The sequence below is a fragment of the Synechococcus sp. MIT S9452 genome (assembly GCF_047304245.1).
GTDB lineage: Bacteria > Cyanobacteriota > Cyanobacteriia > PCC-6307 > Cyanobiaceae > RCC307.
This window is the reverse complement of sequence record NZ_CP138956.1, coordinates 1982362-2002311: the sequence shown is the minus strand read 5'-3', so window position 1 is coordinate 2002311 and position 19950 is coordinate 1982362. Positions and strand designations below refer to the sequence as shown.

General features: G+C 62.2%; 35 protein-coding genes and 1 tRNA gene. 33 read left to right on the top strand and 3 right to left on the bottom strand.

The window, feature by feature from the left end:
• The first annotated feature begins 16 nt into the window (after positions 1–16).
• The 26 genes from rpsS to prfA all read left to right on the top strand — a co-directional run bounded on the left by rpsS (position 17) and on the right by prfA (position 13899).
• Positions 17–292: a 30S ribosomal protein S19 gene (rpsS, locus tag SIB46_RS10615; protein WP_011936534.1), complete on the top strand. Its 276-nt coding sequence runs from the start codon at positions 17–19 to the stop codon at positions 290–292.
• 1 nt (position 293) lies between these two features.
• Positions 294–650: a 50S ribosomal protein L22 gene (gene rplV / locus SIB46_RS10610; RefSeq protein ID WP_413296115.1), complete on the top strand. Its 357-nt coding sequence runs from the start codon at positions 294–296 to the stop codon at positions 648–650.
• 6 nt (positions 651–656) lie between these two features.
• Positions 657–1385, top strand: coding sequence for a 30S ribosomal protein S3 (gene rpsC / locus SIB46_RS10605; RefSeq protein WP_413296114.1), 729 nt, complete (start codon positions 657–659; stop codon positions 1383–1385).
• A 14-nt stretch (positions 1386–1399) separates the two neighbouring features.
• Positions 1400–1864, top strand: a complete 465-nt coding sequence (gene rplP, locus SIB46_RS10600) for a 50S ribosomal protein L16 (RefSeq protein ID WP_413296113.1) — start codon at positions 1400–1402, stop codon at positions 1862–1864.
• A 3-nt stretch (positions 1865–1867) separates the two neighbouring features.
• A complete protein-coding gene (rpmC, locus tag SIB46_RS10595; RefSeq protein ID WP_413296112.1) occupies positions 1868–2083 on the top strand; it encodes a 50S ribosomal protein L29 in 216 nt (71 codons plus the stop codon).
• A gap of 14 nt (positions 2084–2097) precedes the next feature.
• Complete coding sequence (gene rpsQ, locus SIB46_RS10590) at positions 2098–2349, top strand: 30S ribosomal protein S17 (protein WP_011936539.1); 252 nt, start codon at positions 2098–2100, stop codon at positions 2347–2349.
• Positions 2350–2361: 12 nt separating this feature from the next.
• A complete protein-coding gene (rplN, locus tag SIB46_RS10585) occupies positions 2362–2727 on the top strand; it encodes a 50S ribosomal protein L14 (protein WP_413296111.1) in 366 nt (121 codons plus the stop codon).
• Positions 2728–2758: 31 nt separating this feature from the next.
• Positions 2759–3070, top strand: coding sequence for a 50S ribosomal protein L24 (rplX, locus tag SIB46_RS10580; RefSeq protein ID WP_413297773.1), 312 nt, complete (start codon positions 2759–2761; stop codon positions 3068–3070).
• A 64-nt stretch (positions 3071–3134) separates the two neighbouring features.
• Positions 3135–3674, top strand: a complete 540-nt coding sequence (gene rplE / locus SIB46_RS10575; protein ID WP_413296110.1) for a 50S ribosomal protein L5 — start codon at positions 3135–3137, stop codon at positions 3672–3674.
• Between the two features lie 23 nt (positions 3675–3697).
• Positions 3698–4099, top strand: a complete 402-nt coding sequence (gene rpsH, locus SIB46_RS10570; RefSeq protein WP_413296109.1) for a 30S ribosomal protein S8 — start codon at positions 3698–3700, stop codon at positions 4097–4099.
• A gap of 15 nt (positions 4100–4114) precedes the next feature.
• Positions 4115–4654, top strand: a complete 540-nt coding sequence (gene rplF / locus SIB46_RS10565; RefSeq protein ID WP_413296108.1) for a 50S ribosomal protein L6 — start codon at positions 4115–4117, stop codon at positions 4652–4654.
• Positions 4655–4684: 30 nt separating this feature from the next.
• Positions 4685–5047 carry a 50S ribosomal protein L18 gene (gene rplR / locus SIB46_RS10560; protein ID WP_413296107.1) on the top strand — a complete coding sequence of 121 codons (363 nt, stop codon included), beginning with the start codon at positions 4685–4687 and terminating at the stop codon, positions 5045–5047.
• A gap of 12 nt (positions 5048–5059) precedes the next feature.
• Positions 5060–5716, top strand: coding sequence for a 30S ribosomal protein S5 (rpsE, locus tag SIB46_RS10555; protein ID WP_011936546.1), 657 nt, complete (start codon positions 5060–5062; stop codon positions 5714–5716).
• Between the two features lie 8 nt (positions 5717–5724).
• Complete coding sequence (gene rplO, locus SIB46_RS10550) at positions 5725–6177, top strand: 50S ribosomal protein L15 (protein ID WP_413296106.1); 453 nt, start codon at positions 5725–5727, stop codon at positions 6175–6177.
• Positions 6178–6208: 31 nt separating this feature from the next.
• Complete coding sequence (gene secY, locus SIB46_RS10545) at positions 6209–7528, top strand: preprotein translocase subunit SecY (RefSeq protein WP_413296105.1); 1320 nt, start codon at positions 6209–6211, stop codon at positions 7526–7528.
• Positions 7525–8073: an adenylate kinase gene (locus tag SIB46_RS10540; RefSeq protein WP_413296104.1), complete on the top strand. Its 549-nt coding sequence runs from the start codon at positions 7525–7527 to the stop codon at positions 8071–8073. The genes secY and SIB46_RS10540 overlap by 4 nt, the downstream gene beginning before the upstream one ends.
• A gap of 44 nt (positions 8074–8117) precedes the next feature.
• Complete coding sequence (gene rpmJ / locus SIB46_RS10535; RefSeq protein ID WP_011936550.1) at positions 8118–8231, top strand: 50S ribosomal protein L36; 114 nt, start codon at positions 8118–8120, stop codon at positions 8229–8231.
• Positions 8232–8331: 100 nt separating this feature from the next.
• A complete protein-coding gene (gene rpsM / locus SIB46_RS10530) occupies positions 8332–8697 on the top strand; it encodes a 30S ribosomal protein S13 (protein ID WP_413296103.1) in 366 nt (121 codons plus the stop codon).
• A 108-nt stretch (positions 8698–8805) separates the two neighbouring features.
• Positions 8806–9195: a 30S ribosomal protein S11 gene (rpsK, locus tag SIB46_RS10525; RefSeq protein WP_011936552.1), complete on the top strand. Its 390-nt coding sequence runs from the start codon at positions 8806–8808 to the stop codon at positions 9193–9195.
• A 54-nt stretch (positions 9196–9249) separates the two neighbouring features.
• Positions 9250–10188, top strand: a complete 939-nt coding sequence (locus tag SIB46_RS10520) for a DNA-directed RNA polymerase subunit alpha (protein ID WP_413296102.1) — start codon at positions 9250–9252, stop codon at positions 10186–10188.
• A 31-nt stretch (positions 10189–10219) separates the two neighbouring features.
• A complete protein-coding gene (gene rplQ, locus SIB46_RS10515) occupies positions 10220–10570 on the top strand; it encodes a 50S ribosomal protein L17 (RefSeq protein ID WP_011936554.1) in 351 nt (116 codons plus the stop codon).
• A gap of 11 nt (positions 10571–10581) precedes the next feature.
• Positions 10582–11457 carry a tRNA pseudouridine(38-40) synthase TruA gene (gene truA / locus SIB46_RS10510; protein WP_413296101.1) on the top strand — a complete coding sequence of 292 codons (876 nt, stop codon included), beginning with the start codon at positions 10582–10584 and terminating at the stop codon, positions 11455–11457.
• 113 nt (positions 11458–11570) lie between these two features.
• The gene (rplM, locus tag SIB46_RS10505) at positions 11571–12023 is read left to right on the top strand and encodes a 50S ribosomal protein L13 (protein ID WP_011936556.1); all 453 of its coding nucleotides are present in this window, start codon (positions 11571–11573) and stop codon (positions 12021–12023) included.
• Positions 12020–12427 carry a 30S ribosomal protein S9 gene (gene rpsI, locus SIB46_RS10500; RefSeq protein WP_011936557.1) on the top strand — a complete coding sequence of 136 codons (408 nt, stop codon included), beginning with the start codon at positions 12020–12022 and terminating at the stop codon, positions 12425–12427. Before rplM ends, rpsI begins: the two co-directional genes overlap by 4 nt.
• 8 nt (positions 12428–12435) lie before the next feature.
• Positions 12436–12714, top strand: a complete 279-nt coding sequence (rpmE, locus tag SIB46_RS10495) for a 50S ribosomal protein L31 (protein WP_413296100.1) — start codon at positions 12436–12438, stop codon at positions 12712–12714.
• 90 nt (positions 12715–12804) lie between these two features.
• Entirely contained in the window at positions 12805–13899 is a 1095-nt protein-coding gene (gene prfA, locus SIB46_RS10490; RefSeq protein WP_413296099.1) for a peptide chain release factor 1, read from the top strand.
• Here the strand turns inward: prfA and SIB46_RS10485 are convergent.
• Complete coding sequence (locus tag SIB46_RS10485; RefSeq protein WP_413296098.1) at positions 13896–14393, bottom strand: HNH endonuclease; 498 nt, start codon at positions 14391–14393, stop codon at positions 13896–13898. The two genes, prfA and SIB46_RS10485, sit on opposite strands and share 4 nt — an antisense overlap.
• A gap of 61 nt (positions 14394–14454) precedes the next feature.
• On the opposite strand from SIB46_RS10485, the gene alr reads away from it, so the two are divergent.
• The 3 genes from alr (at position 14455) to SIB46_RS10470 (ending at position 16044) form a co-directional block, all read left to right on the top strand.
• Complete coding sequence (alr, locus tag SIB46_RS10480; RefSeq protein ID WP_413296097.1) at positions 14455–15633, top strand: alanine racemase; 1179 nt, start codon at positions 14455–14457, stop codon at positions 15631–15633.
• Positions 15634–15651: 18 nt separating this feature from the next.
• A tRNA-Ser gene (locus SIB46_RS10475) sits at positions 15652–15740 on the top strand.
• A 118-nt stretch (positions 15741–15858) separates the two neighbouring features.
• Entirely contained in the window at positions 15859–16044 is a 186-nt protein-coding gene (locus tag SIB46_RS10470) for a hypothetical protein (protein WP_413296096.1), read from the top strand.
• On the opposite strand, the gene SIB46_RS10465 is transcribed toward SIB46_RS10470, so the two are convergent.
• Entirely contained in the window at positions 16023–16952 is a 930-nt protein-coding gene (locus tag SIB46_RS10465; RefSeq protein ID WP_413296095.1) for a serine hydrolase, read from the bottom strand. The two genes, SIB46_RS10470 and SIB46_RS10465, sit on opposite strands and share 22 nt — an antisense overlap.
• Before the next feature lie 17 nt (positions 16953–16969).
• On the opposite strand from SIB46_RS10465, the gene SIB46_RS10460 reads away from it, so the two are divergent.
• Complete coding sequence (locus SIB46_RS10460; RefSeq protein ID WP_413296093.1) at positions 16970–17719, top strand: NlpC/P60 family protein; 750 nt, start codon at positions 16970–16972, stop codon at positions 17717–17719.
• Between the two features lie 12 nt (positions 17720–17731).
• On the top strand, positions 17732–18709 hold the full coding sequence (locus tag SIB46_RS10455) for a glycosyltransferase family 2 protein (protein WP_413296092.1): 978 nt from the start codon (positions 17732–17734) through the stop codon (positions 18707–18709).
• On the opposite strand, the gene SIB46_RS10450 is transcribed toward SIB46_RS10455, so the two are convergent.
• Positions 18640–19125: a hypothetical protein gene (locus SIB46_RS10450; RefSeq protein WP_413296091.1), complete on the bottom strand. Its 486-nt coding sequence runs from the start codon at positions 19123–19125 to the stop codon at positions 18640–18642. The two genes, SIB46_RS10455 and SIB46_RS10450, sit on opposite strands and share 70 nt — an antisense overlap.
• Before the next feature lie 98 nt (positions 19126–19223).
• Between SIB46_RS10450 and SIB46_RS10445 the strand changes: the two genes are divergently transcribed.
• Both SIB46_RS10445 and SIB46_RS10440 read left to right on the top strand, forming a co-directional pair.
• The gene (locus SIB46_RS10445; RefSeq protein ID WP_011936567.1) at positions 19224–19340 is read left to right on the top strand and encodes a photosystem I reaction center subunit VIII; all 117 of its coding nucleotides are present in this window, start codon (positions 19224–19226) and stop codon (positions 19338–19340) included.
• Between the two features lie 45 nt (positions 19341–19385).
• On the top strand, positions 19386–19877 hold the full coding sequence (locus SIB46_RS10440; protein WP_413296090.1) for a photosystem I reaction center protein subunit XI: 492 nt from the start codon (positions 19386–19388) through the stop codon (positions 19875–19877).
• Positions 19878–19950 lie beyond the last annotated feature (73 nt).

Sequence of the window (19950 nt, the reverse complement as noted above, 5' to 3'; positions counted from 1 at the left end):
GATCGCTTAAACCGCCATGGGACGCTCACTCAAAAAAGGACCTTTCGTCGCCGACAGCCTCCTCCGCAAGGTGGAGAAGCTGAACGCAGCCGGCGAAAAGCCCGTGATCAAGACCTGGTCTCGGGCCTCCACCATCCTGCCGATGATGATCGGCCACACCATTGCCGTGCACAACGGCAAGGCCCACGTGCCGGTCTTTGTGACCGAGCAAATGGTGGGTCACAAGCTCGGGGAGTTCGCGCCGACTCGCACCTTCAAGGGCCACATCAAAGACAAGAAAGGAGGACGCTGAGATGGCCACCACCGCATCCCCCCAGGCCCTGGCCCATGCCCGCTTCGTGCGCGGCTCGGTTTCGAAGGTTCGCCGGGTGCTCGATCAGATCCGCGGTCGCAGCTATCGCGACGCGCTGATCATGCTCGAGTTCATGCCCTACCGCTCCACAGGGCCGATCACCAAGGTTCTGCGCTCAGCTGTGGCCAACGCCGAGCACAACATGGGACTCGATCCCAGCAACCTGGTGGTCACCCTGGCCAGCGCAGACATGGGACCTGCCATGAAGCGCTATCGCCCCCGGGCCCAGGGCCGCGCCTACCAGATCAAAAAGCCCACCTGTCACATCTCCATTGGTGTGACTCCCCAAGACGCCTAACGACCGATGGGAAACAAAATCAACCCGACCGGCGTGCGCCTGGGGATCACCCAGGAACACCGCTCCCGCTGGTACGCCCCCGCCCGGACCTATCCAACCCTGCTTCAGGAGGATGAGCGGATCCGGAAGTTCGTCACCAAGAAGTACGCCTCCGCCGGCATCAGCAGCGTGCTGATCGCCCGCAAGGCCGACCAGCTTGAGGTCGAGCTCAAAACCGCCCGTCCTGGCGTCCTGGTGGGCCGTCAAGGCTCTGGCATTGAGGAGCTTCGCTCCGGCATCCAGAAGACCCTGGGCGACAAGAGCCGCCAGGTCCGCATCAACGTTGTTGAGGTGGAACGGGTCGACGCCGATGCCTTCCTGCTGGCTGAGTACATCGCTCAACAGCTGGAGAAGCGCGTTGCGTTCCGCCGCGTGATTCGCATGGCGGTGCAGCGGGCCCAACGGGCTGGCGTTCTGGGTCTCAAGATCCAGGTGGGCGGTCGCCTCAACGGCGCTGAAATCGCCCGGACGGAATGGACCCGCGAGGGCCGCGTTCCGCTCCACACCCTGCGTGCCGACATTGATTACGCCACCAAGGTGGCCAGCACCACCTACGGGGTGCTGGGCATCAAGGTCTGGGTCTTCAAAGGTGAGGTACTGCCGGGCCAGAAGCAGCAACCCCCCGTGGGTGCTGCGCCCCGTCGTCGGGCCAGCCGACGACCCCAAGAGTTCGAAGATCGCTCCAACGAGGAATGAGGGAGGCCTGAACCATGCTGAGTCCACGTCGCGTCAAATTCCGCAAACAACAGCGAGGCCGCATGCGCGGTGTCGCTACCCGCGGCAACACCATTGCCTTCGGTTCGTTTGCACTGCAGGCCCAGGAATGTGGCTGGATCACCTCCCGCCAGATCGAGGCCAGCCGCCGAGCCATGACCCGCTACACCAAGCGGGGAGGAAAGATCTGGATCCGGATCTTCCCCGACAAGCCCGTCACCATGCGGGCCGCCGAAACCCGCATGGGTTCCGGTAAGGGCAACCCGGAGTTCTGGGTCGCCGTGATCAAACCAGGTCGCATCCTGTTTGAGATCGGCGGTCCTGAGATCACTGAGGAGCTGGCCAAAGAGGCCATGCGTCTGGCCCAGTACAAGCTGCCGGTCAAGACGAAATTCCTCGTCAAAGAAGAGCAGGAGGCCGCTGTCGAGGCCACCGCGCAAACCGCAGCAGTGGAGTCCTGACCCATGGCCCTTCCTGACATCGCTGAAACCCGCAAACTCAGCGACACCGAGATCAATGAGCAGATCAGCGGCACCCGCCGCGAACTGTTCGATCTGCGTTTTCAGCAGGCCACCAGCCGGCTGGAGAACCCGCACCGCTTCCGTCATGCCCGCATCAAGCTGGCCCAGCTGCTGACGGTGCAACAGGAGCGCGAGCGCTCCGCCGCCCCCGCTAACTGACCCTAGGAATCACCATGGCAGTCAAAGAAAGGGTCGGCACCGTCGTCAGCGACAAGATGGAAAAAACAGTGGTGGTGGCGGTTGAGAACCGCTTCCCTCACCCCATCTACAAGAAGACGGTCAGCCGCACCACCCGTTACAAGGTCCACGACGAGGACAACCGTTGCCAAGTTGGCGACCGGGTCCGAATCACCGAGACCCGTCCTCTGAGTCGCAGCAAGCGCTGGGCAGTGGCCGAAATCATGACCACCAAAAGCGGTAGCTGAGGAGATCACACCATGATTCAGCAGGAAACCTTCCTCACCGTTGCCGACAACAGCGGCGCCAAGCGCATTCAGTGCATTCGCGTCCTCGGCACCAACCGTCGTTATGCCCATGTGGGCGATGTGATTGTGGCGACCGTCAAAGACGCCATGCCCAACATGGGCGTCAAGAAATCGGACATCGTCAAAGCCGTTGTGGTGCGCACGAAGCACACCATGCGGCGCGAAACCGGCAATGCCATTCGTTTTGACGACAACGCCGCCGTGATCATCAACGACGACAAAAACCCACGCGGCACCCGGGTCTTCGGCCCCGTTGCCCGTGAGCTGCGCGAGCGCAGCTTCACCAAGATCGTGTCCCTCGCTCCGGAGGTGATCTGAAATGGCTACCGCTTCACCCACCCGCACCAAGATGCGGATTCGTAAAGGCGACACCGTTCAGGTGATCGCTGGCAAAGACAAGGGCAAGACCGGCGAAGTGCTGCGCACCCTGCCCTGGGAAAACCGTGTTGTGGTGCAGGGCGTCAACCTGCGCACCCGCCACGTCAAGCCCGCCCAAGAAGGCGAGACCGGCCGCATCGTCACTGAAGAAGCATCACTGCATGCCTCCAACGTGATGGTGTATTCCACCGACAAAAAGGTGGCCAGCCGCGTTGAAATCGTTGTCGACAAAGACGGCAACAAAAAGCGCAAGCTCAAGAAAACAGGTGAATTGCTCGACTGAGCCCAATCAACCTGTTCACCCCCGTTTCTGACACCGACCAGAAACACTTCCCCCAACCCCCGCCATGTCACTCAAAAAGCGCTACCGGGAAGCGATCCAGCCAAAGCTGCTGAAGGATCTCAACTTCTCCAACCTGCACCAGGTTCCCAAGGTGATGAAAGTCACCGTGAACCGTGGTCTTGGTGAAGCAGCCCAGAACGCCAAGTCTCTGGAAGCTTCCGTTGAAGAGATCGCCACCATCACTGGCCAAAAGCCGGTGGTGACCCGAGCCAAAAAGGCCATCGCCGGCTTCAAGATCCGCCAAGGGATGCCAATCGGCGTTGCCGTGACCCTGCGCGGGGATCGCATGTACGCCTTCCTCGAGCGCCTGATCAACCTCGCCCTGCCTCGTATCCGCGACTTCCGCGGTGTGAGCGAGAAGAGCTTTGACGGCCGCGGGAACTACACCCTGGGGGTTCGCGAACAAATCATCTTCCCCGAGATTTCCTTCGACAAGATCGACGCCATCCGGGGCATGGACATCACCATCGTGACCAGCGCCCGTAACGACGAAGAGGGCCAAGCCCTGCTTCGCGAGATGGGGATGCCGTTCCGCAACAACTGATCGCTCACGTTCCGGACACCGTTATGGCCAACACAGACCCGATTTCCGACATGCTCACTCGCATCCGCAATGCGTCTGAGAAACGTCACCAAACCACCAACATCCCGCTTTCCCGGATGAACCGCAGCATCGCCAAGGTGCTGGAGCAGGAAGGCTTCATCGATCAGTTCTCCGAGGCTGGCGAAGGGGTTCAAAAGCACCTGGTGCTGTCGCTCAAGTACAGCGGCAAGCAAAAGGTGCCCACCATCCGTTCCGTGCAACGGGTGAGCAAGCCTGGCTTGCGCATCTACAGCAACCGCCGCGACCTACCCAAGGTGCTCGGCGGACTCGGAGTCGCCATCATCTCCACCTCCAAAGGTGTGATGAGCGACCGCGACGCCCGTAAAGAGGGCGTGGGCGGCGAAGTGCTCTGCTACGTCTACTGATCGGAGGTCAGAACCATGTCACGCATCGGCAAAAATCCGGTCCCCATCCCTGAGAAGGTCTCGGTGGAGATCAGCGGTCTGACCGTCAAGGTCAAGGGCCCCAAAGGGGAACTCGAGCGAGTGCTCCCCGAAGGCGTCAGCGTCAGCCAGGCCGACAACGCCGTCACCGTCAGCCCCATTGACACCAGCCGCCGTTCCCGTGAACGCCACGGCCTGTGCCGCACCCTGGTGGCCAACATGGTCGAAGGGGTCTCCAAGGGGTACAGCAAAAAGCTGGAGATCATTGGCGTGGGTTACCGCGCCCAGGTCAAAGGCAAAAAGCTGGTGGTGAGCGCCGGCTACAGCCACCCCGTTGAGATGGATGCTCCCGAAGGCGTCACCTTTGCGGTGGAGAACAACACCTTGGTCACCGTGAGCGGGGCCGATAAGGAGTTGGTGGGCAATGAAGCCGCCAAGGTGCGCGGCATCCGTCCGCCCGAGCCCTACAAGGGCAAAGGGATCAAGTACGAGGGGGAACGCATCCTCCGCAAGGCCGGAAAGACCGGCAAGAAATAAGGCCGCTCTTCAGCCCACCGCTATTCCGCTATGTCCACTCCACGCAAGGAACAAACCCAGAAGCGCCACCGGCGCCTGCGCCGTCACCTCGAGGGCACACCCGAGCGTCCGCGCTTGGCTGTGTATCGCTCCAACGAGCACATCTACGCCCAGGTCATCGACGATGCTGCCCAGCACACCCTGGCTGCGGCTTCAAGCCTCGATAAGGACCTGCGCACCAGCCTCAAGAGCGGTGCCAACTGCGATGCTTCCACCGCAGTCGGTCAGTTGGTCGCCAAGCGCGCCATCGCCAAAGGCATCCAACAGGTGGTCTTCGACCGCGGAGGCAACCTGTACCACGGTCGGGTCAAGGCCCTGGCCGAAGCTGCCCGGGAAGCGGGCCTGCAGTTCTGATCCCGAGCAACCATGACTCAAGCAACTAACCAGACTCCCGGCCAGGACGTTCCAGGCGCCGCCGATGTTCCAGCCGCTGCTGAAGGGCAGGGCCAGGGCCAAGGCGAACGCCGTGGTGGCGGTGGTGGTCGCGGCGGTGATCGCCGCGGTCGCGGAGACCGTCGTGGCCGCGGTCGCGACGAGCGTGACTCCGAGTGGCAGGAACGCGTGATTCAGATCCGCCGCGTTTCCAAGACCGTGAAAGGCGGTAAGAAGATGAGCTTCCGGGCCATCGTTGTCGTTGGCAACGAGAAGGGCCAAGTCGGCGTCGGCGTCGGCAAAGCCGGTGATGTCATCGGTGCGGTCAAAAAGGGGGTTGCCGATGGCAAAAAGCACCTGGTCAAGGTGCCCCTGACCCGCTCCAACTCCATCCCCACCATCAGCACCGGCCGCGATGGCGCTGCCAGCGTGCTGATGCGCCCAGCCGCCCCCGGTACCGGGGTAATTGCCGGCGGTTCGATCCGCACGGTGCTTGAGCTGGCTGGCATCAAGAATGTCTTGGCCAAGCGCCTGGGCAGCAAAACCCCCCTGAACAACGCTCGGGCTGCCATGGTGGCCCTGCGGGACCTGCGCACCCACCAGGACACCGCCAAGGAACGGGGTATCACCCTCGAGCAGATCTACTCCTGAGCCCTGTCATGAGCCTCACCCTGCAATCCCTCAAGCCCCAGAAGGGGGCCCGTCGTCGCAAGATGCGCAAGGGCCGCGGCATCGCCGCTGGCCAAGGCGCCAGCTGCGGCTTCGGCATGCGCGGCCAGAAGTCCCGCTCCGGCCGGCCCACCCGGCCTGGCTTTGAAGGCGGTCAGATGCCTTTGTATCGCCGCGTTCCCAAGCTGAAGCACTTCACCTTGGTGAACCCCAAGCGCTTCACCGTCGTGAACGTGGGCGAACTTGCCGAGCTCAAAGCCGGCACGGTCGTCACCCGCGATTCACTGATTGAAGCTGGCATCCTCACCTCTCCAAAGCATGCGCTTAAGGTGCTGGGCGATGGGGAGCTGAAGGTGAAGCTCACCGTTCATGCTGCGGCGTTCACCGCCTCAGCCCGCGAGAAGATCGAAGCCGCCGGCGGCAGCTGCGAACTGATCGACTGATCCCCCCGGTCCACTTTCAACTTCGCGAGTCATGCTTGTCAGTCGGGGGCGCACCCCAAGCGCCGGCGAAGTCGTCACGCAACTGTTTCAAGCCAAAGGGCTCAGGGATCGTGTGCTCACGACCCTGGGCCTTTTGGTGTTGGTGAGGCTTGGCATCTACATCCCCATTCCAGGGATTGACCGCGAAGCCTTCCAACAATTCATTCAGCAAGGCGGCCAACTAATTGGCTTCCTCGACATCTTTACCGGCGGCGGCATCTCGGCCTTGGGCATCTTTGCCCTGGGGATCCTGCCGTTCATTAACGCCTCGATCATCCTGCAGCTGCTGACCGCAGCCCTCCCGAGCTTGGAGGATCTGCAGAAGAACGAAGGCGAGGCAGGGCGGCGCAAAATTGCTCAAATCACCCGCTATGTCGCCCTGGGCTGGGGTGTTCTGCAGAGCATCGTCTTCGCGATGATCCTGCGCCCCTACGCCTTGGAATCGGTTCCCCAGGTGGTGTTTGTGATCCAAACCGCCCTGGCGCTGGTCACCGGTTCGATGGTGGTGATGTGGATCTCAGAAGTGATCACCGAACGGGGCATTGGCCAAGGCGCCTCCCTGGTGATCTTTTTGAACATCGTGGCGACCTTGCCACGGGCCTTGGGTTCCACCGTGGAATTGGCCCAGAGCGGGGACCGCGGCACCATTGCCGGCATCATCGTGCTGGTCCTCGTGTTCCTGATCACGATCCTGGGGATCGTTTGCGTGCAGGAAGGCAGCCGTCGCATTCCGATTGTGAGCGCCAAACGCCAGGTAGGCGCTGGAGCCATGCTGCCTGAGCGGCAAAGTTATTTGCCCTTAAAGCTCAATGCCGGCGGCGTGATGCCGATCATTTTTGCCTCGGCGGTGATCTTCCTACCTCTCACCATCGCCAACCTCACCAAGAGTGAGCTGCTCGTCAGGGTGGCTGGTTACCTCAACCCCAACAGCAGCACCCCCTGGCTGTATGCCCTTGTGTTCTTTGGCTTGATCTGCGGGTTCTCGTTCTTCTACGCCACCTTGACGATCAACCCTCAAGACATCGCCTCCAACCTCAAAAAAGGTGGCGTTGCCGTTCCTGGCGTGAGGCCTGGCACGGCTACAGCTAAGTACCTCAGCGGTGTGCAAAACAGGCTCACCCTGCTCGGTGGCATCTTTTTGGGCGCCGTCGCCATCATCCCGGCCGCCGTGGAAGGGGCCACCAACGTCAAGACCTTCCAAGGCCTTGGTGCCACCTCTCTACTGATCCTGGTGGGCGTTGCCATTGACACCGCCAAGCAGGTTCAGACCTATGTGATCTCCCAGCGTTACGAAGGAATGGTGCGTCAATGAGTCATCGACTGCTGTTTGTCGGCCCACCTGGTGCCGGCAAAGGAACCCAAGCCGAACGCCTGGCAGCCAGCCATGGGCTGCTGCATCTCTCCACCGGCGACCTGCTGCGCGCAGAGGTCAAAGCCGGCAGCGACCTAGGCAAAGAAGCCGAAGCGGTGATGAACCGCGGTGAACTGGTGAGCGATGCGCTGGTGCTGGCGATCGTGCGCTCACGCCTGCAAAGCCACAGCGGCGGCTGGCTGCTGGATGGATTCCCCCGCAACCTGGCCCAGGCCGAAGCCCTTGATGCCCTGCTGAGCGAGCTCGACCAACCGCTGCAAAGCGTTTTGTTGATGGAGCTGGACGACGAAGAGCTTGTGCAACGTCTGCTGGCCCGTGGCCGCGCCGATGACAACGAAGAGGTGATTCGCCATCGGCTCAGCGTTTACCGGGAGCAAACCGCGCCTTTGATCAACCACTACGAGCAGCGCGGACAGCTGAAAAGGGTGGTCAGCACTGGCACGATCGAAGCCGTCGCCGAGCGAATCACAGCGGCCTTGGCTTAAGGCGCCGTGATAAGTTGTTTGTTTGTCAATAGGAGAGCCCACCCATGAAGGTGCGCGCCTCAGTGAAGCGCATGTGCGACAAGTGCCGGGTGATTCGTCGCCACGGCCGCGTCATGGTCATCTGCGCCAACCCCAAGCACAAGCAACGCCAGGGCTGAATCGATATCGGTTTCAATCTTGGCGGGCACATTCGTGCCTCGCAACCTCATTTCCCGGTGAAGTCTGTCTTCACCTCTTGTCCCAACAACCTTTCCCTCAGTGGCTCGGATTTCCGGTGTTGATATCCCCCGCGAAAAGCGTGTGGAGATCGCACTCACCTACATCTATGGCGTCGGCCTGACCCGTTCCCAAAAGATTCTTGCCTCCACAGGCGTGAATCCCGACACCCGCGTCAAGGACCTCAGCGACGCTGATGTTCAAAAACTGCGGGCGGCCGCGGAAACTTTCACCCTCGAAGGCGACCTGCGCCGTCAGGAAGGCATGGCCATGAAGCGCCTGCAGGACATCGGCTGCCTGCGTGGTCGCCGTCACCGCATGGGCCTGCCCGTGCGCGGACAGCGCACCCGCACCAATGCCCGCACCCGTCGCGGCGCCCGTAAGACCGTGGCCGGCAAGAAGAAGTAAGTCCTGACTTGCCTTCCCTCTGCTTTGCCGCTGGCCATCGCCAGCGTCACCAAGGCAGACCCCCATTCCGTTCTTTGATCACCTCGCTGCACCTGCGGCACCTTCTCCATGGCGAAGACAGCAAAAAAAGGGCCCAAAAAGGCCAAACGCAACGTCCCCAACGGCGTTGCTCACATCCAGAGCACCTTCAACAACACCATCGTCTCGATCACCGACACCGCGGGTGAAGTGATCGCTTGGTCTTCCGCTGGTGCCAGTGGCTTCAAAGGCGCTCGCAAGGGCACCCCGTTTGCCGCCCAAACCGCTGCTGAAGCAGCAGCCCGCCGCGCGCTCGAGCAGGGCATGCGTCAGATCGAAGTTCTGGTCCGCGGTCCTGGCTCCGGCCGGGAAACCGCCATCCGCGCTCTGCAGGTGGCCGGCCTGGAAATCACCTTGATCCGCGACGTGACTCCCCTGCCCCACAACGGCTGCCGTCGCGCCAAGCGACGCCGCGTCTGATCGCCTCTTTCACCTTCCGCCTTCGGGCTTCTTCCCTTTACAGCTCTTCCGGCCGTGCTGCAGTACCAAATTGACCGCGTCGACTATCAGATCGCTGACGATCAGTCCCAATCTGGTGTCTTCGTCATCGGCCCTCTCGATCGAGGCCAGGCCACCACTCTTGGCACCGCCCTTCGGCGCGTCCTGATGAGCGGCCTTGAGGGCACCGCCGTCACGGCTGTCCGCATCGCTGGCGTCAACCACGAATACGCCACCGTTCCCGGCGTGCGTGAAGACGTCCTCGACATCCTGCTGAACTGCAAAGAACTGGTTCTCAGCAGCCGCTCCCGCGACACCGAAATTGGCCGCCTCGTGGTCAATGGCCCCGCCTCGGTGACCGCCAGCGATCTGCAGTTCTCCTCCCAGGTGTCGGTGGTCAACGCCGACTGCCCCATTGCCACCGTGGCCGATGGCCATGCCCTGGAACTCGAAGTCCATGTGGAGCGTGGCGTGGGCTACCGCCCCGTCGAGCGCACCAGCGAAGACGCTGCCGCCCTGGATTTGCTCCAAATCGACGCAGTGTTCATGCCCGTGCGTCGCGTGAACTTCACAGTGGACGAAACCGCTGTGGGTGAAGGCGGCTCAGCCCGTGAGCGTCTGCGCCTGGAGATCAACACCAACGGCTCCATCACCCCCGATGACGCCCTGGCTTATGCGGCCAACCAGCTGATCGCCCTGTTCCAGCCTCTGGCCACCGTGACCCTGGCCGAAGAGCCCGGTCAGGAGCCTGAGCCCAGCGCTGAGAGCCAGATCCCCCTGGAGGAGCTCAACCTCTCAGTGCGGGCTTACAACTGCCTCAAGCGTGCCCAGGTCAACTCCGTTTCGGATCTGATGGGCTTCAGCTACGAGGATCTGCTGGAGATCAAAAACTTCGGTGCCAAGTCGGCGGATGAAGTAATCGAAGCGCTTGAGCGCATCGGCATCTCCTTGCCCCAGAGCCGCACCACCGCCTGACGGCCACCATCCCCACACCTCCTTTCGACCCATGCGCCACCAGTGCCGAGTCCCCCAGCTGGGACGTCCCGCCGACCAACGCAAGGCCATGCTCCGTGGCCTCACCACCCAGCTCATCCGCGAAGGCCGGGTGACCACCACCAAGGCCCGTGCCAAGGCACTCCGCGATGAAACTGAGCGGATGATCAGCTTGGCCAAAGACGGCAGCCTGGCTGCCCGCCGCCGGGCCCTGGGCTACATCTACGACAAGCAGCTGGTGCATGCCCTGTTTGACAAAGCCAGCGAGCGCTACGGCGACCGCAACGGTGGCTACACCCGCATCATTCGCACCGTGCCCCGCCGCGGTGACAACGCCGAGATGGCCATCATCGAACTGGTCTGAGCTCCAGCCCATTGACCGGCCAGCGCATCGCCCTCTGTCTGCAATACGACGGGGGGCCTTTTTGTGGCTGGCAGCGGCAGCCCCAGCACCGCAGTGTTCAACAAATCCTCGATGAAGCGATTGAGGCCCTCGACCCACTCCCCGCTGGCGTTGGCGCCAAACTCAGCCGCACCATTGCCGCCGGCCGCACCGACACCGGCGTCCATGCCGCCGCCCAAGTGGTGCACTTTGATTGCCATGGGCCCATCCCGGCGCCCCGCTGGGCCCCAGCCCTCAATGGCCGGCTGCCCGGCAGCATCCGGGTGCGGGCCAGTGCAGCCGTGGCACCGGATTGGCATGCCTGCTTCAGCGCCACATATCGGCGCTACCGCTACTGCATCTACAACGCCCGGCGGCCGAATCTGTTTTTGGCCCCCATCAGCTGGCACCGCTACCAATGGCGCCTGCAAGACCACCTGATGCAGGAGCTGCTGCAGGAACTGCTCGGACACCACGACTTTTCGGCCTTTCAGCGGGCGGGCAGCCAGCGCGCCCACGCCCGCACCACCGTGCAGGAGGTGAGCCTGCAGCGGGAGGGCGACATCCTCACCCTGGAGATCCAAGCCAGTGGGTTTCTCTACGGCATGGTGCGATTGCTGGTGGGGCAACTGGTGGCCGCTGGAGAGGGCCGCATCAGCCCTGAGCAATTCCGCCAACGCTGGCGTGAGCAACGCCGTGACGAGGTCAAAGAAGCCGCTCCACCACAGGGACTTTGCCTGCTGCGTGTGGGCTACCCAGAGCCCGTATTCCCAAGGGGTGCGTGGTACGATTGCCAACCGCGGTATCGGCTGGAGACTTCCGATCCGCCCCCTGAGATCACCAGCAATCCGACAGGCGAAGTTCTCTGAACTAGCTTCGGAATTGGTGGAGATTTCAGACTTTTTGATCTGGATTCCAGCTCCAGCCAAGTCCAGTCCCTGCACATGCAGGGCCCGTCCCGTGATTCCGGCCTGCCGGCGCGATGAACAAAACAGTCGTCCCCTCTCTCAATACCGTTGAACGCCACTGGTACGTGGTGGATGCGGAAAACCAGTGCCTCGGTCGCCTCGCGACTGAAGTGGCCTCGGTTCTGCGCGGCAAGAACAAGCCGACCTACACCCCTCACCTGGACACCGGTGACTTTGTGGTGGTGATCAATGCCGACAAGGTGAAAGTCACCGGCAACAAGGCGAGCGACAAGCTCTACCGCCGTCACTCCGGCCGCCCGGGCGGGATGAAGGTGGAAACCTTTGCCGCCCTGCAGCAGCGCATTCCCGAGCGCATCGTGGAGAAGGCCATCAAGGGCATGCTTCCCCACAACGCCCTCGGTCGGCAGTTGTTCCGCAAGCTGAAGGTCTACAAGGGTGCCGAGCACCCCCATGGCGCCCAGCAGCCCCAGCCTTACCAGCTCAACCCCTCCGCCAGCATCAAATGACCAGCAGCAGCAAGCGCGTCGTCTACTGGGGCACCGGTCGTCGTAAGACCTCCGTGGCACGGGTTCGGGTGGTGCCTGGCGATGGAACGATCACCATCAATGGCCGCCCTGGCGATAACTACCTCAACTACAACCCCAGCTACCTCAACGCGGTGCGTGCACCGCTCGACACCCTGGGGCTCTCCAAGGAGTACGACATCCTTGTGAATGTCCGTGGTGGCGGGCTCACCGGCCAGGCCGATGCCATCAAGCAAGGAGCGGCACGCGCCCTGTGTGAGCTGTCCCCCGACAACCGCAAACCGCTCAAGAGCGAAGGTCACCTGAGCCGCGACCCTCGCGCCAAGGAACGCCGTAAGTACGGCCTCAAGAAAGCTCGTAAAGCTCCTCAGTTCTCCAAGCGCTGATTTTCGTCATGCCCAAGGCCGACATTCACCCCACCTGGTATCCCGACGCCAAGGTGATCTGCAATGGAGAAGTGGTCATGACCACTGGCTCCACCACCCCCGAGCTGCACGTCGATGTGTGGAGCGGCAATCACCCCTTCTTCACGGGTACCCAGAAGATCCTCGACACCGAGGGCCGCGTGGACCGCTTCATGCGCAAGTACGGCATGGGCAGTGCCAATCCCGAAGCCGATGCACCCGCGCCCAAGAAGGATGCCAAGAAATCCGACACCAAAGCCGACAGCTGAACTTCTCAGCTGCAATGACGTCTGACATGGCCGGGTGCTCCCAACGGGGCATCCGGCTTTTCTATCGGCGCTGCTCAACCCGCTGAATCTGTGGATCAGTCCTTTGTCACCGAGCGGCTAGAAGCCACTTGCCGCACCTTCAACGCCCTTGAGCGTCAGCTGGCTGACCCCAGCGTGGTGGCTGACCCTGAACAGCTGCTAACCCTGGCCAAAGAGCGCTCGAGGCTTGAGCCGCTGGTGCTCGATTACCAGCGGCTGCAACAACTCGACGCCGAGCAACAGCAAGCCCAGCAATTGCTCAAAGAGATCAAGGGTGACGCTGAACTGGAGGCGTTGGCTCAAGAGGAACTGCAGCAACTGAGCTCAGAGCAGGAGCAGCTCAACCAACGCTTGAAAGTGGCTCTGCTGCCCAGCGATCCGCGCGATGAGCGCAGCGTGATGCTGGAAATTCGCGCCGGAGCCGGCGGCGATGAAGCCTGCCTATGGGCAGGTGATCTCGCCCGCATGTATGAACGCCACGCCCAAACCTGCGGCTGGCAAGTGAATCCCGTCAGCGCTTCAGAAGCCGAGCTTGGTGGATTTAAGGAATTGATCCTGGCGATCCGCGGTGATGCGGTGTTCAGCCAACTCAAATACGAGGCCGGTGTGCACCGGGTGCAGCGGGTACCCGCCACGGAATCGCAGGGCCGCGTTCACACCTCCACAGCCACGGTGGCGGTGATGCCAGAAGCCGATCCGGTGGATGTGCAAATCGATCCCAAGGATCTGGAGATCAGCACGGCCCGCTCTGGCGGTGCTGGCGGGCAAAACGTCAACAAGGTGGAAACAGCCGTCGATCTGCTGCACAAGCCCACCGGGATTCGGGTGTTTTGCACCCAGGAGCGCTCCCAGCTGCAAAACCGCGAGCGGGCCATGGAGATTCTGCGGGCCAAGCTGCTGGCCAAAGAGGAAGAGGAAGCGGCAGCAGCCGAGAGCTCAGCGCGCAGGGCCCAAGTGGGCAGCGGTGATCGCAGCGAAAAAATCCGCACCTACAACTACAAAGACAACCGCACCACCGATCACCGCCTGGGCAAAAACTTCCCGCTGGAAACCGTGCTCAACGGCCAGCTCAGCGACCTGATCGAGGCCTGCACCCACGCGGATCAACAGCAAAAACTCGAAGAGCTGGCGGCCAGCGAGGGCTAGGCGCCGATCACGTATTTGCGCCACTCTTCGCGGCGACCGCTGCGAATCTGGCGGGTGGCTTCGAAATACAAGGTGCTTACCGGGCGTCTTGGCACCGAGTTCAAGGGCATGTCCGCTTCTTTCGGGGTGCGATTGCCCTTGCGGACATTGCAGCGAATGCAAGCGGTGGTCACGTTCTCCCAGGTGTCTTGGCCGCCGCGGCTGCGGGGAATCACATGGTCGATTGAGAGTTTGTCGCCGCGATAGCCGCAGTATTGGCAGGTGTGGTGATCGCGCTGGAACACATTGCGGCGCGTGAGCGGTAATTCCTTGAACGGAATGCGAACAAATTGCCGCAACCGAATCACGGTGGGAGCTAAAAAATCTTGACGGAGAGTACGTTCTTCGTGCTCAAGGCCTTCCGCTTTTCCCTTCAACACCATGACGACAGCACGTCGCCAGCTGGTGATATTGAGCGGCTCGTAAGACGCATTGAGAACGAGGACGTGGCCCATGCCAGCTTCCCGTATTGCAGGCATGCTATCTGGGTCAACCAGTGACTCGCCGTCGTCCCTGATGCATCACGAGTCCCTGCCAGGGCTGACGCGGGAAACAATCCCCTCGGTGCAACCGCAGCAGCGGGCTTGGCTGGAGATTGATCGCGACGCCATTCGCCACAACACAGCACAGCTGAAGGGCTCATTGAAGCCCGGGTGCGCCCTGATGGCGGTGGTCAAAGCCGATGGCTATGGCCATGGCGCGGTGACCGTTGCTGAAGCTGCACTCGATGGTGGTGCCAGCAGCTTTGGGGTGGCCACCCTCGCTGAAGGCATCGAACTGCGCCAAGCCGGAATCGAGGCACCGATCCTGGTGCTGGGGAACCTGCAGCAGCCCGAGGAATTCCGCTGCTGCCTGCACTGGCAGCTCAGCCCCACGATCAGCAGCCTCAGGCAGGGGTTGATCGGCAGCAATGTGGGCGTCGCCGGGGGCAAGCCACTGCTGGCCCATCTCAAGCTCGACACCGGCATGGCCCGGCTGGGTATCGACTGGCAGCAGGGCCCCAAGCTGCTGGAGGAGCTGCAACAGCTCGATGGCCTCACGATCGCCGGGGTGTATTCCCATCTGGCCGATGCTGACAACCCCGATGGCCTGCTCAACGCCACCCAGCAGGAGCGTTTTGAAGCGGTGCTGCGCCGCTTCCATGAGCTCGAACTGCAACCTGGCCTGCGGCATCTGGCCAACAGCGCCGGCACCCTCAGCAGCCCAGAGCTGCACTACGACATGGTGCGGGTGGGGTTGTCGCTCTATGGCCACACGCCAGCTGCACATTTGAAGCAACTGCCGCTACGGCCCGCCATGAGTGTGCACGCCAAGGTCACCCTGCTGCGTGATGTGCCCGCCGGCGCCGGAGTGAGTTACGGCCACCAGTTCCACAGCACGCGGCCGAGCCGACTGGCCGTGCTGGGCATTGGCTACGCCGATGGCGTCAGCCGCCGCCTCTCGGGGCAAATGGAGGTTCTCGCCGAGGGGCGCCGCCTGCCCCAGGTCGGCGCCATCACCATGGATCAGATCGTGATCGACGCCACGGATTTGCCGGAATTAGACATTGGCGATTCGGTGACGTTGCTGGGCAGCAGCGGCAGCGAAACCATTGGTCCGCAGGCCTGGAGCGATGTCTGCCAGAGCATTCCATGGGAGGTGCTCTGCAGCTTTAAACACCGCCTGCCACGTCTGCCCCGCCGGCCGGAGCACTGATAGGCTTGGCCGACCGCTGGAGAGGTGGCTGAGCGGTTGAAAGCGGCTCCCTGCTAAGGAGTTACAGGAGGCAACTTCTGTCGAGGGTTCGAATCCCTCCCTCTCCGTTCCAACCTTTGAGGCCCTTGGTGTCCGGCTGCTAACAGGCCGCCGAGTCGGTTACCAATGACACGTCAAGAGGCTGTGACAGACCGCAACAATTGCGGCTAGATCGCCCGAATCGCCATGGACGACATCGTCGCCACGTTTTCGTACGACATTCACGCCTTGCGGCTGGAATACAAAACCACCTGCGATGCCCTGGAGCACTGGCGCGGGGGAGATCCCACCGAACAGGAGTTTCTGATCTGGAAGAAAGATCAGCTGTTCCGCTCGCTGTTGGAGCAGTCCTATGAGAGCGCTGAAGCCTGAATCAGGCGCTGGGTTAGCTCAGGAAGCAACGATTCATCGGCAGCCCGCTCAGGCCCTTCACTGAAGGCCACCACCAAAAAGGGCAGGCAGCCTGGGGTTTCGATATACGCCGCATCGTGGCGGGCCTGGCTCATCCAGCCGGCCTTGCTCCACAGGCGGCTGCCCACCGGCAAGCCCCCGCCTAAAAAGCCATCCACCTGATTTTCAGGATCCGCTTTGCGCTCCTCCAGATCAAGGCTGCGGCTCAACAGATCACGCAGGCGCGCTGACGCCAGGGGCGAAACCCATGCACCCGTCAGTACCGCATGCAGCATGCGCGCAGTGATGTCGGTACTCAGCCGGTTGCGGTTCTCCAAGTCAGCGCCATAAAACTGCCGCTCGCGGCCATAGGGACCTTCCCCCCAGGTTTTTTGGCAGGCGTTCGAGCCCTCCCATTCAGGCCAGCCGAGGGAGGCAAACCACTGGTTAACCAACTGGCGCTGCCGCGCCCAACTGGAGAATGGATCCGGCGGCAACTCAGGGCCACTTGTGGTGCCGCTCAGCAGGTCCATCACCAGGGAGGTGGCGTCATTGCTCGAATCGCCAATCATGTCCTGCATGGCTCGCCGCAACTCAGGGCTCTCCAGCAGCAAATCCCTGGCCAGCCACTGCTCGATAGCCATGGCATAGGCCAGCTTCACCACACTGGCCGGGTAGCGCTGCTGATCACTGCGGTGCGCAGCGCCGCGAATCGGCAGTGACCACACATCATTGGACTCCAGGCCTGCGGCCAGATCGATGGGGGAGGAGTCGTAGAGCAGCCAGGTGATGCTCAGCTGCTCCTCTAAGCCAGGCCGTGTGGCCTTTAACTCGTCAAGCACCCCATGAAGGGCCTGGGTCAGGTCCGAGTCGGGGCGGTAGAACGCCATCAAGCAGGGCAACAAGCGTGGCGACCTTAAACGAGCTAAACGAAGCAACCCCGGCTGCCCTGGAGTTGTTGCAACCCCTCAGCCACTGGCGCTTGAGCCAAGGGCTTGATCTCTACAGCAGCCCCCTGGGTTCGGGCCTGGCCACCCAAGCCTGGGCCGGTCGCGAGCTGCAGCTGCTGGATCAACCCGCCCGCCATGGACGCTTGCCGATTGAACTAGCTGAAGATGGCTACCGGGCCTGGGTTGAGCCGCAGGACTTGCTGGGTCGTGCCTGGCGTTGCCGCCCCTATCAGCCGCGCTTGCTCAGCGCTGAGCTAATCCAACAGCGCCTAGCCGCGGTGTTGCGCTTCTGCCAGAGCGCGGCTGAACAGAACAACACTTACTTGTGGGGAGGCAGCCTCGGCCCCAATTACGACTGCTCAGGCCTGATGCAACGGGCCTTTGCCAGTGCCGGAATCTGGATTCCCCGGGACGCCTATCAGCAGGAACGGTTCTGCCAGAAGGTGGCGATCAGCGCTGATCAGCTGCAACTGCTGCGTCCGGCCGATCTGGTCTTCTTTGGCCGGCCCCAACGCTGCACCCATGTGGGCCTCTATCTCGGCGGTGGCAGCTATTTGCACAGCTCTGGCCAAGAGCATGGCCATAACGGCATCGCCGTTGACACGTTGCACAGCTGGGACAACAGCCCAGTGGCCACCCACTACCGCATGGAACTGCGGGGTGCTGGCAGAGTGCAGCGCTGCCACGATGGCAGCCACCTTCCTTGAGTCGAGACGGCCGTGACCCTTTCTGTGGTGATCCCCCTCTACAACGAAGAGGAGAGCCTCTCGATGCTCGTGGCTCAGCTACTCGGCAGCCTGAGGCCTTTGGGGGAACCTTTTGAATTGGTGTTGGTGGATGACGGCTCCAGCGACCGCACCGCTGAACTCCTTCAAGAGCTGAGCCGCACCACACCCGAACTGGTGGCTGTGTTGCTGCGCCGCAACTACGGCCAAACCGCCGCCATGTCCGCTGGTTTTGATGCCTGCCGCGGCGATGAGATCGTCACCCTCGATGGGGATCTCCAGAACGATCCAGCAGACATCCCAATGATCGTGGAGAAGCTGCGCCAGGGCTACGACCTAGTGAGTGGCTGGCGCCACCAGCGCCAGGACGCGGCCATCAGCCGTTTGCTGCCATCGAAGCTGGCCAATAAGTTGATTGCCCGGGTTACCGGGGTGAGGCTGCACGACTACGGCTGCTCACTCAAGGCGTACCGCCGCGAGTTAGTGGCCGACATGAACCTCTACGGAGAGCTGCATCGCTTCCTGCCAGCGCTGGCCTACATCGAAGGCGCCCGCATCAGTGAAGTGAAGGTGAACCACAAGGCGCGCCAGTTTGGGGAAAGCAAATACGGCATCGACCGCACCTTCCGGGTGCTGATGGATCTACTGACGGTGTGGTTCATGAAGCGCTTCTTGACCCGTCCCATGCACGTCTTTGGCTTCTGGGGCCTGATGGCCCTAGTGGCTGGCGGCCTGATGGGCAGCGTGTTGGTGGTGCAAAAGCTGCTGGGCGCTGATATCGGCACAAGGCCGCTCCTCACCCTCTGCGTGCTGCTGCTGCTCACCGGGGTTCAACTGTTCTGCTTCGGACTGCTGGCTGAAGTGATGATGCGCACGTATCACGAAAGCCAAGGGCGGCCGATCTACCGCATCCGCGCCACGTTGCGGGGCAGCGACGCCTTGCCCGAGCCGGTGGTGGCTGCCTTGCGGTAACCACCGAGGGGTTCACCTCGAAATGCTTCCAAAGCGCAAGCCGCCTGGCGAGCGACAGCAACCGTGGCATCGCGCTGACCGCGGCGCAGCAGCGGCAAACAAAGGCGATCTCCCCAGCGCTGGGCTTCTTGCATGGCCTGCAGGCGCTCAGCGGCAGAGCCACGGCTGAGTTGCTCAAGCCATTTGAGATGCTCCCTGGCCTGTTGCGGCGTGCTGGGCAACGCCACCAGCGCCATGGCGGCCTCTGAGTTGCGGCGCTGCGCCAATGCTTGCTTGCGATCGCGGTTCAAAGCGGCAATCGCAGCCCCATCGAGCAAATTGGCGTCCATGCCTGGCACCACGGGGCGAAACACCAGTCGCCGCCAGAGAAGAAGCGACAAAACCAGGGTGAGGAAGGCTGCGATCGGGGCGCCCATGGAGCCAGCTGGATTGAATTTTTATGTCACCGATGGCCTTCAGAACTGAGGGTCCGATCAGCGCTACCTACAGTACTGGCGGACCTTTTGGCACCGCCATGACTGGAGAATTTGCCGCCGCCTGGTTGCCCGCGGTTTTCGTGCCCATCGTCGGAATCGTCTTCCCTGCGGTGTTCATCGTTCTGGTTGGAAGCCAAATCACCGCCAGCGAGTGACGGCCCCCTGGCCTTTGACCGCCACCTGAACATTCCTTTCCACTCATGACTGTGACTCCCGCCGCCGACCCCTGCGTCGGCAACCTCGCCACACCGGTGAACAGCGGCTATTTCATCAAAGCCCTGATCAACAACCTGCCCTTCTATCGGGCTGGCATCTCCCCGAACTTCCGTGGTCTTGAGACCGGTGCCGCCTTCGGCTACCTGCTCTACGGCCCCTTCACCATCTGCGGCCCGCTGCGCAACAGCGAGTTCTCCGCAACCGCTGGCCTGCTGGCTGCGATCGGAGCGGTGCACATCCTCACGCTGCTGTTCCTGCTCTACAACCAGCCCGGTAAGCAGCCCCACATCCCCATGGCGGATGTGACCATCGACAATCCTCCCTCCGATCTGTTCACCCGCACCGGCTGGGCTGACTTCACCAGTGGCTTCTGGCTCGGCGGTTGCGGCGGCGCTGTTTTTGCGTGGTTCCTCTGCGGCACCCTGCACGTCAGCACCCTGCTGAATCTTGCCGGTGGCGTTTGGAGCGTTGGCTGAAGCCAACCGCTTTCTCTGACTTCTCAAGCCCTCGCCTCGGCGGGGGCTTTTTTAATGGCAGGATCCCCCACAC

What these genes read in the sequence shown, in the direction of transcription:
- rpsS (WP_011936534.1), top strand. Translation starts at nt 17, where the DNA reads ATGGGACGCTCACTCAAAAAAGGACCTTTCGTCGCCGACAGCCTCCTC.
- rplV (WP_413296115.1), top strand. Translation starts at nt 294, where the DNA reads ATGGCCACCACCGCATCCCCCCAGGCCCTGGCCCATGCCCGCTTCGTG.
- rpsC (WP_413296114.1), top strand. Translation starts at nt 657, where the DNA reads ATGGGAAACAAAATCAACCCGACCGGCGTGCGCCTGGGGATCACCCAG.
- rplP (WP_413296113.1), top strand. Translation starts at nt 1,400, where the DNA reads ATGCTGAGTCCACGTCGCGTCAAATTCCGCAAACAACAGCGAGGCCGC.
- rpmC (WP_413296112.1), top strand. Translation starts at nt 1,868, where the DNA reads ATGGCCCTTCCTGACATCGCTGAAACCCGCAAACTCAGCGACACCGAG.
- rpsQ (WP_011936539.1), top strand. Translation starts at nt 2,098, where the DNA reads ATGGCAGTCAAAGAAAGGGTCGGCACCGTCGTCAGCGACAAGATGGAA.
- rplN (WP_413296111.1), top strand. Translation starts at nt 2,362, where the DNA reads ATGATTCAGCAGGAAACCTTCCTCACCGTTGCCGACAACAGCGGCGCC.
- rplX (WP_413297773.1), top strand. Translation starts at nt 2,759, where the DNA reads ATGCGGATTCGTAAAGGCGACACCGTTCAGGTGATCGCTGGCAAAGAC.
- rplE (WP_413296110.1), top strand. Translation starts at nt 3,135, where the DNA reads ATGTCACTCAAAAAGCGCTACCGGGAAGCGATCCAGCCAAAGCTGCTG.
- rpsH (WP_413296109.1), top strand. Translation starts at nt 3,698, where the DNA reads ATGGCCAACACAGACCCGATTTCCGACATGCTCACTCGCATCCGCAAT.
- rplF (WP_413296108.1), top strand. Translation starts at nt 4,115, where the DNA reads ATGTCACGCATCGGCAAAAATCCGGTCCCCATCCCTGAGAAGGTCTCG.
- rplR (WP_413296107.1), top strand. Translation starts at nt 4,685, where the DNA reads ATGTCCACTCCACGCAAGGAACAAACCCAGAAGCGCCACCGGCGCCTG.
- rpsE (WP_011936546.1), top strand. Translation starts at nt 5,060, where the DNA reads ATGACTCAAGCAACTAACCAGACTCCCGGCCAGGACGTTCCAGGCGCC.
- rplO (WP_413296106.1), top strand. Translation starts at nt 5,725, where the DNA reads ATGAGCCTCACCCTGCAATCCCTCAAGCCCCAGAAGGGGGCCCGTCGT.
- secY (WP_413296105.1), top strand. Translation starts at nt 6,209, where the DNA reads ATGCTTGTCAGTCGGGGGCGCACCCCAAGCGCCGGCGAAGTCGTCACG.
- SIB46_RS10540 (WP_413296104.1), top strand. Translation starts at nt 7,525, where the DNA reads ATGAGTCATCGACTGCTGTTTGTCGGCCCACCTGGTGCCGGCAAAGGA.
- rpmJ (WP_011936550.1), top strand. Translation starts at nt 8,118, where the DNA reads ATGAAGGTGCGCGCCTCAGTGAAGCGCATGTGCGACAAGTGCCGGGTG.
- rpsK (WP_011936552.1), top strand. Translation starts at nt 8,806, where the DNA reads ATGGCGAAGACAGCAAAAAAAGGGCCCAAAAAGGCCAAACGCAACGTC.
- rplQ (WP_011936554.1), top strand. Translation starts at nt 10,220, where the DNA reads ATGCGCCACCAGTGCCGAGTCCCCCAGCTGGGACGTCCCGCCGACCAA.
- rplM (WP_011936556.1), top strand. Translation starts at nt 11,571, where the DNA reads ATGAACAAAACAGTCGTCCCCTCTCTCAATACCGTTGAACGCCACTGG.
- rpsI (WP_011936557.1), top strand. Translation starts at nt 12,020, where the DNA reads ATGACCAGCAGCAGCAAGCGCGTCGTCTACTGGGGCACCGGTCGTCGT.
- rpmE (WP_413296100.1), top strand. Translation starts at nt 12,436, where the DNA reads ATGCCCAAGGCCGACATTCACCCCACCTGGTATCCCGACGCCAAGGTG.
- SIB46_RS10485 (WP_413296098.1), bottom strand. Translation starts at nt 14,393, where the DNA reads ATGGGCCACGTCCTCGTTCTCAATGCGTCTTACGAGCCGCTCAATATC.
- alr (WP_413296097.1), top strand. Translation starts at nt 14,455, where the DNA reads ATGCATCACGAGTCCCTGCCAGGGCTGACGCGGGAAACAATCCCCTCG.
- SIB46_RS10470 (WP_413296096.1), top strand. Translation starts at nt 15,859, where the DNA reads ATGGACGACATCGTCGCCACGTTTTCGTACGACATTCACGCCTTGCGG.
- SIB46_RS10465 (WP_413296095.1), bottom strand. Translation starts at nt 16,952, where the DNA reads ATGGCGTTCTACCGCCCCGACTCGGACCTGACCCAGGCCCTTCATGGG.
- SIB46_RS10450 (WP_413296091.1), bottom strand. Translation starts at nt 19,125, where the DNA reads ATGGGCGCCCCGATCGCAGCCTTCCTCACCCTGGTTTTGTCGCTTCTT.
- SIB46_RS10445 (WP_011936567.1), top strand. Translation starts at nt 19,224, where the DNA reads ATGACTGGAGAATTTGCCGCCGCCTGGTTGCCCGCGGTTTTCGTGCCC.
- SIB46_RS10440 (WP_413296090.1), top strand. Translation starts at nt 19,386, where the DNA reads ATGACTGTGACTCCCGCCGCCGACCCCTGCGTCGGCAACCTCGCCACA.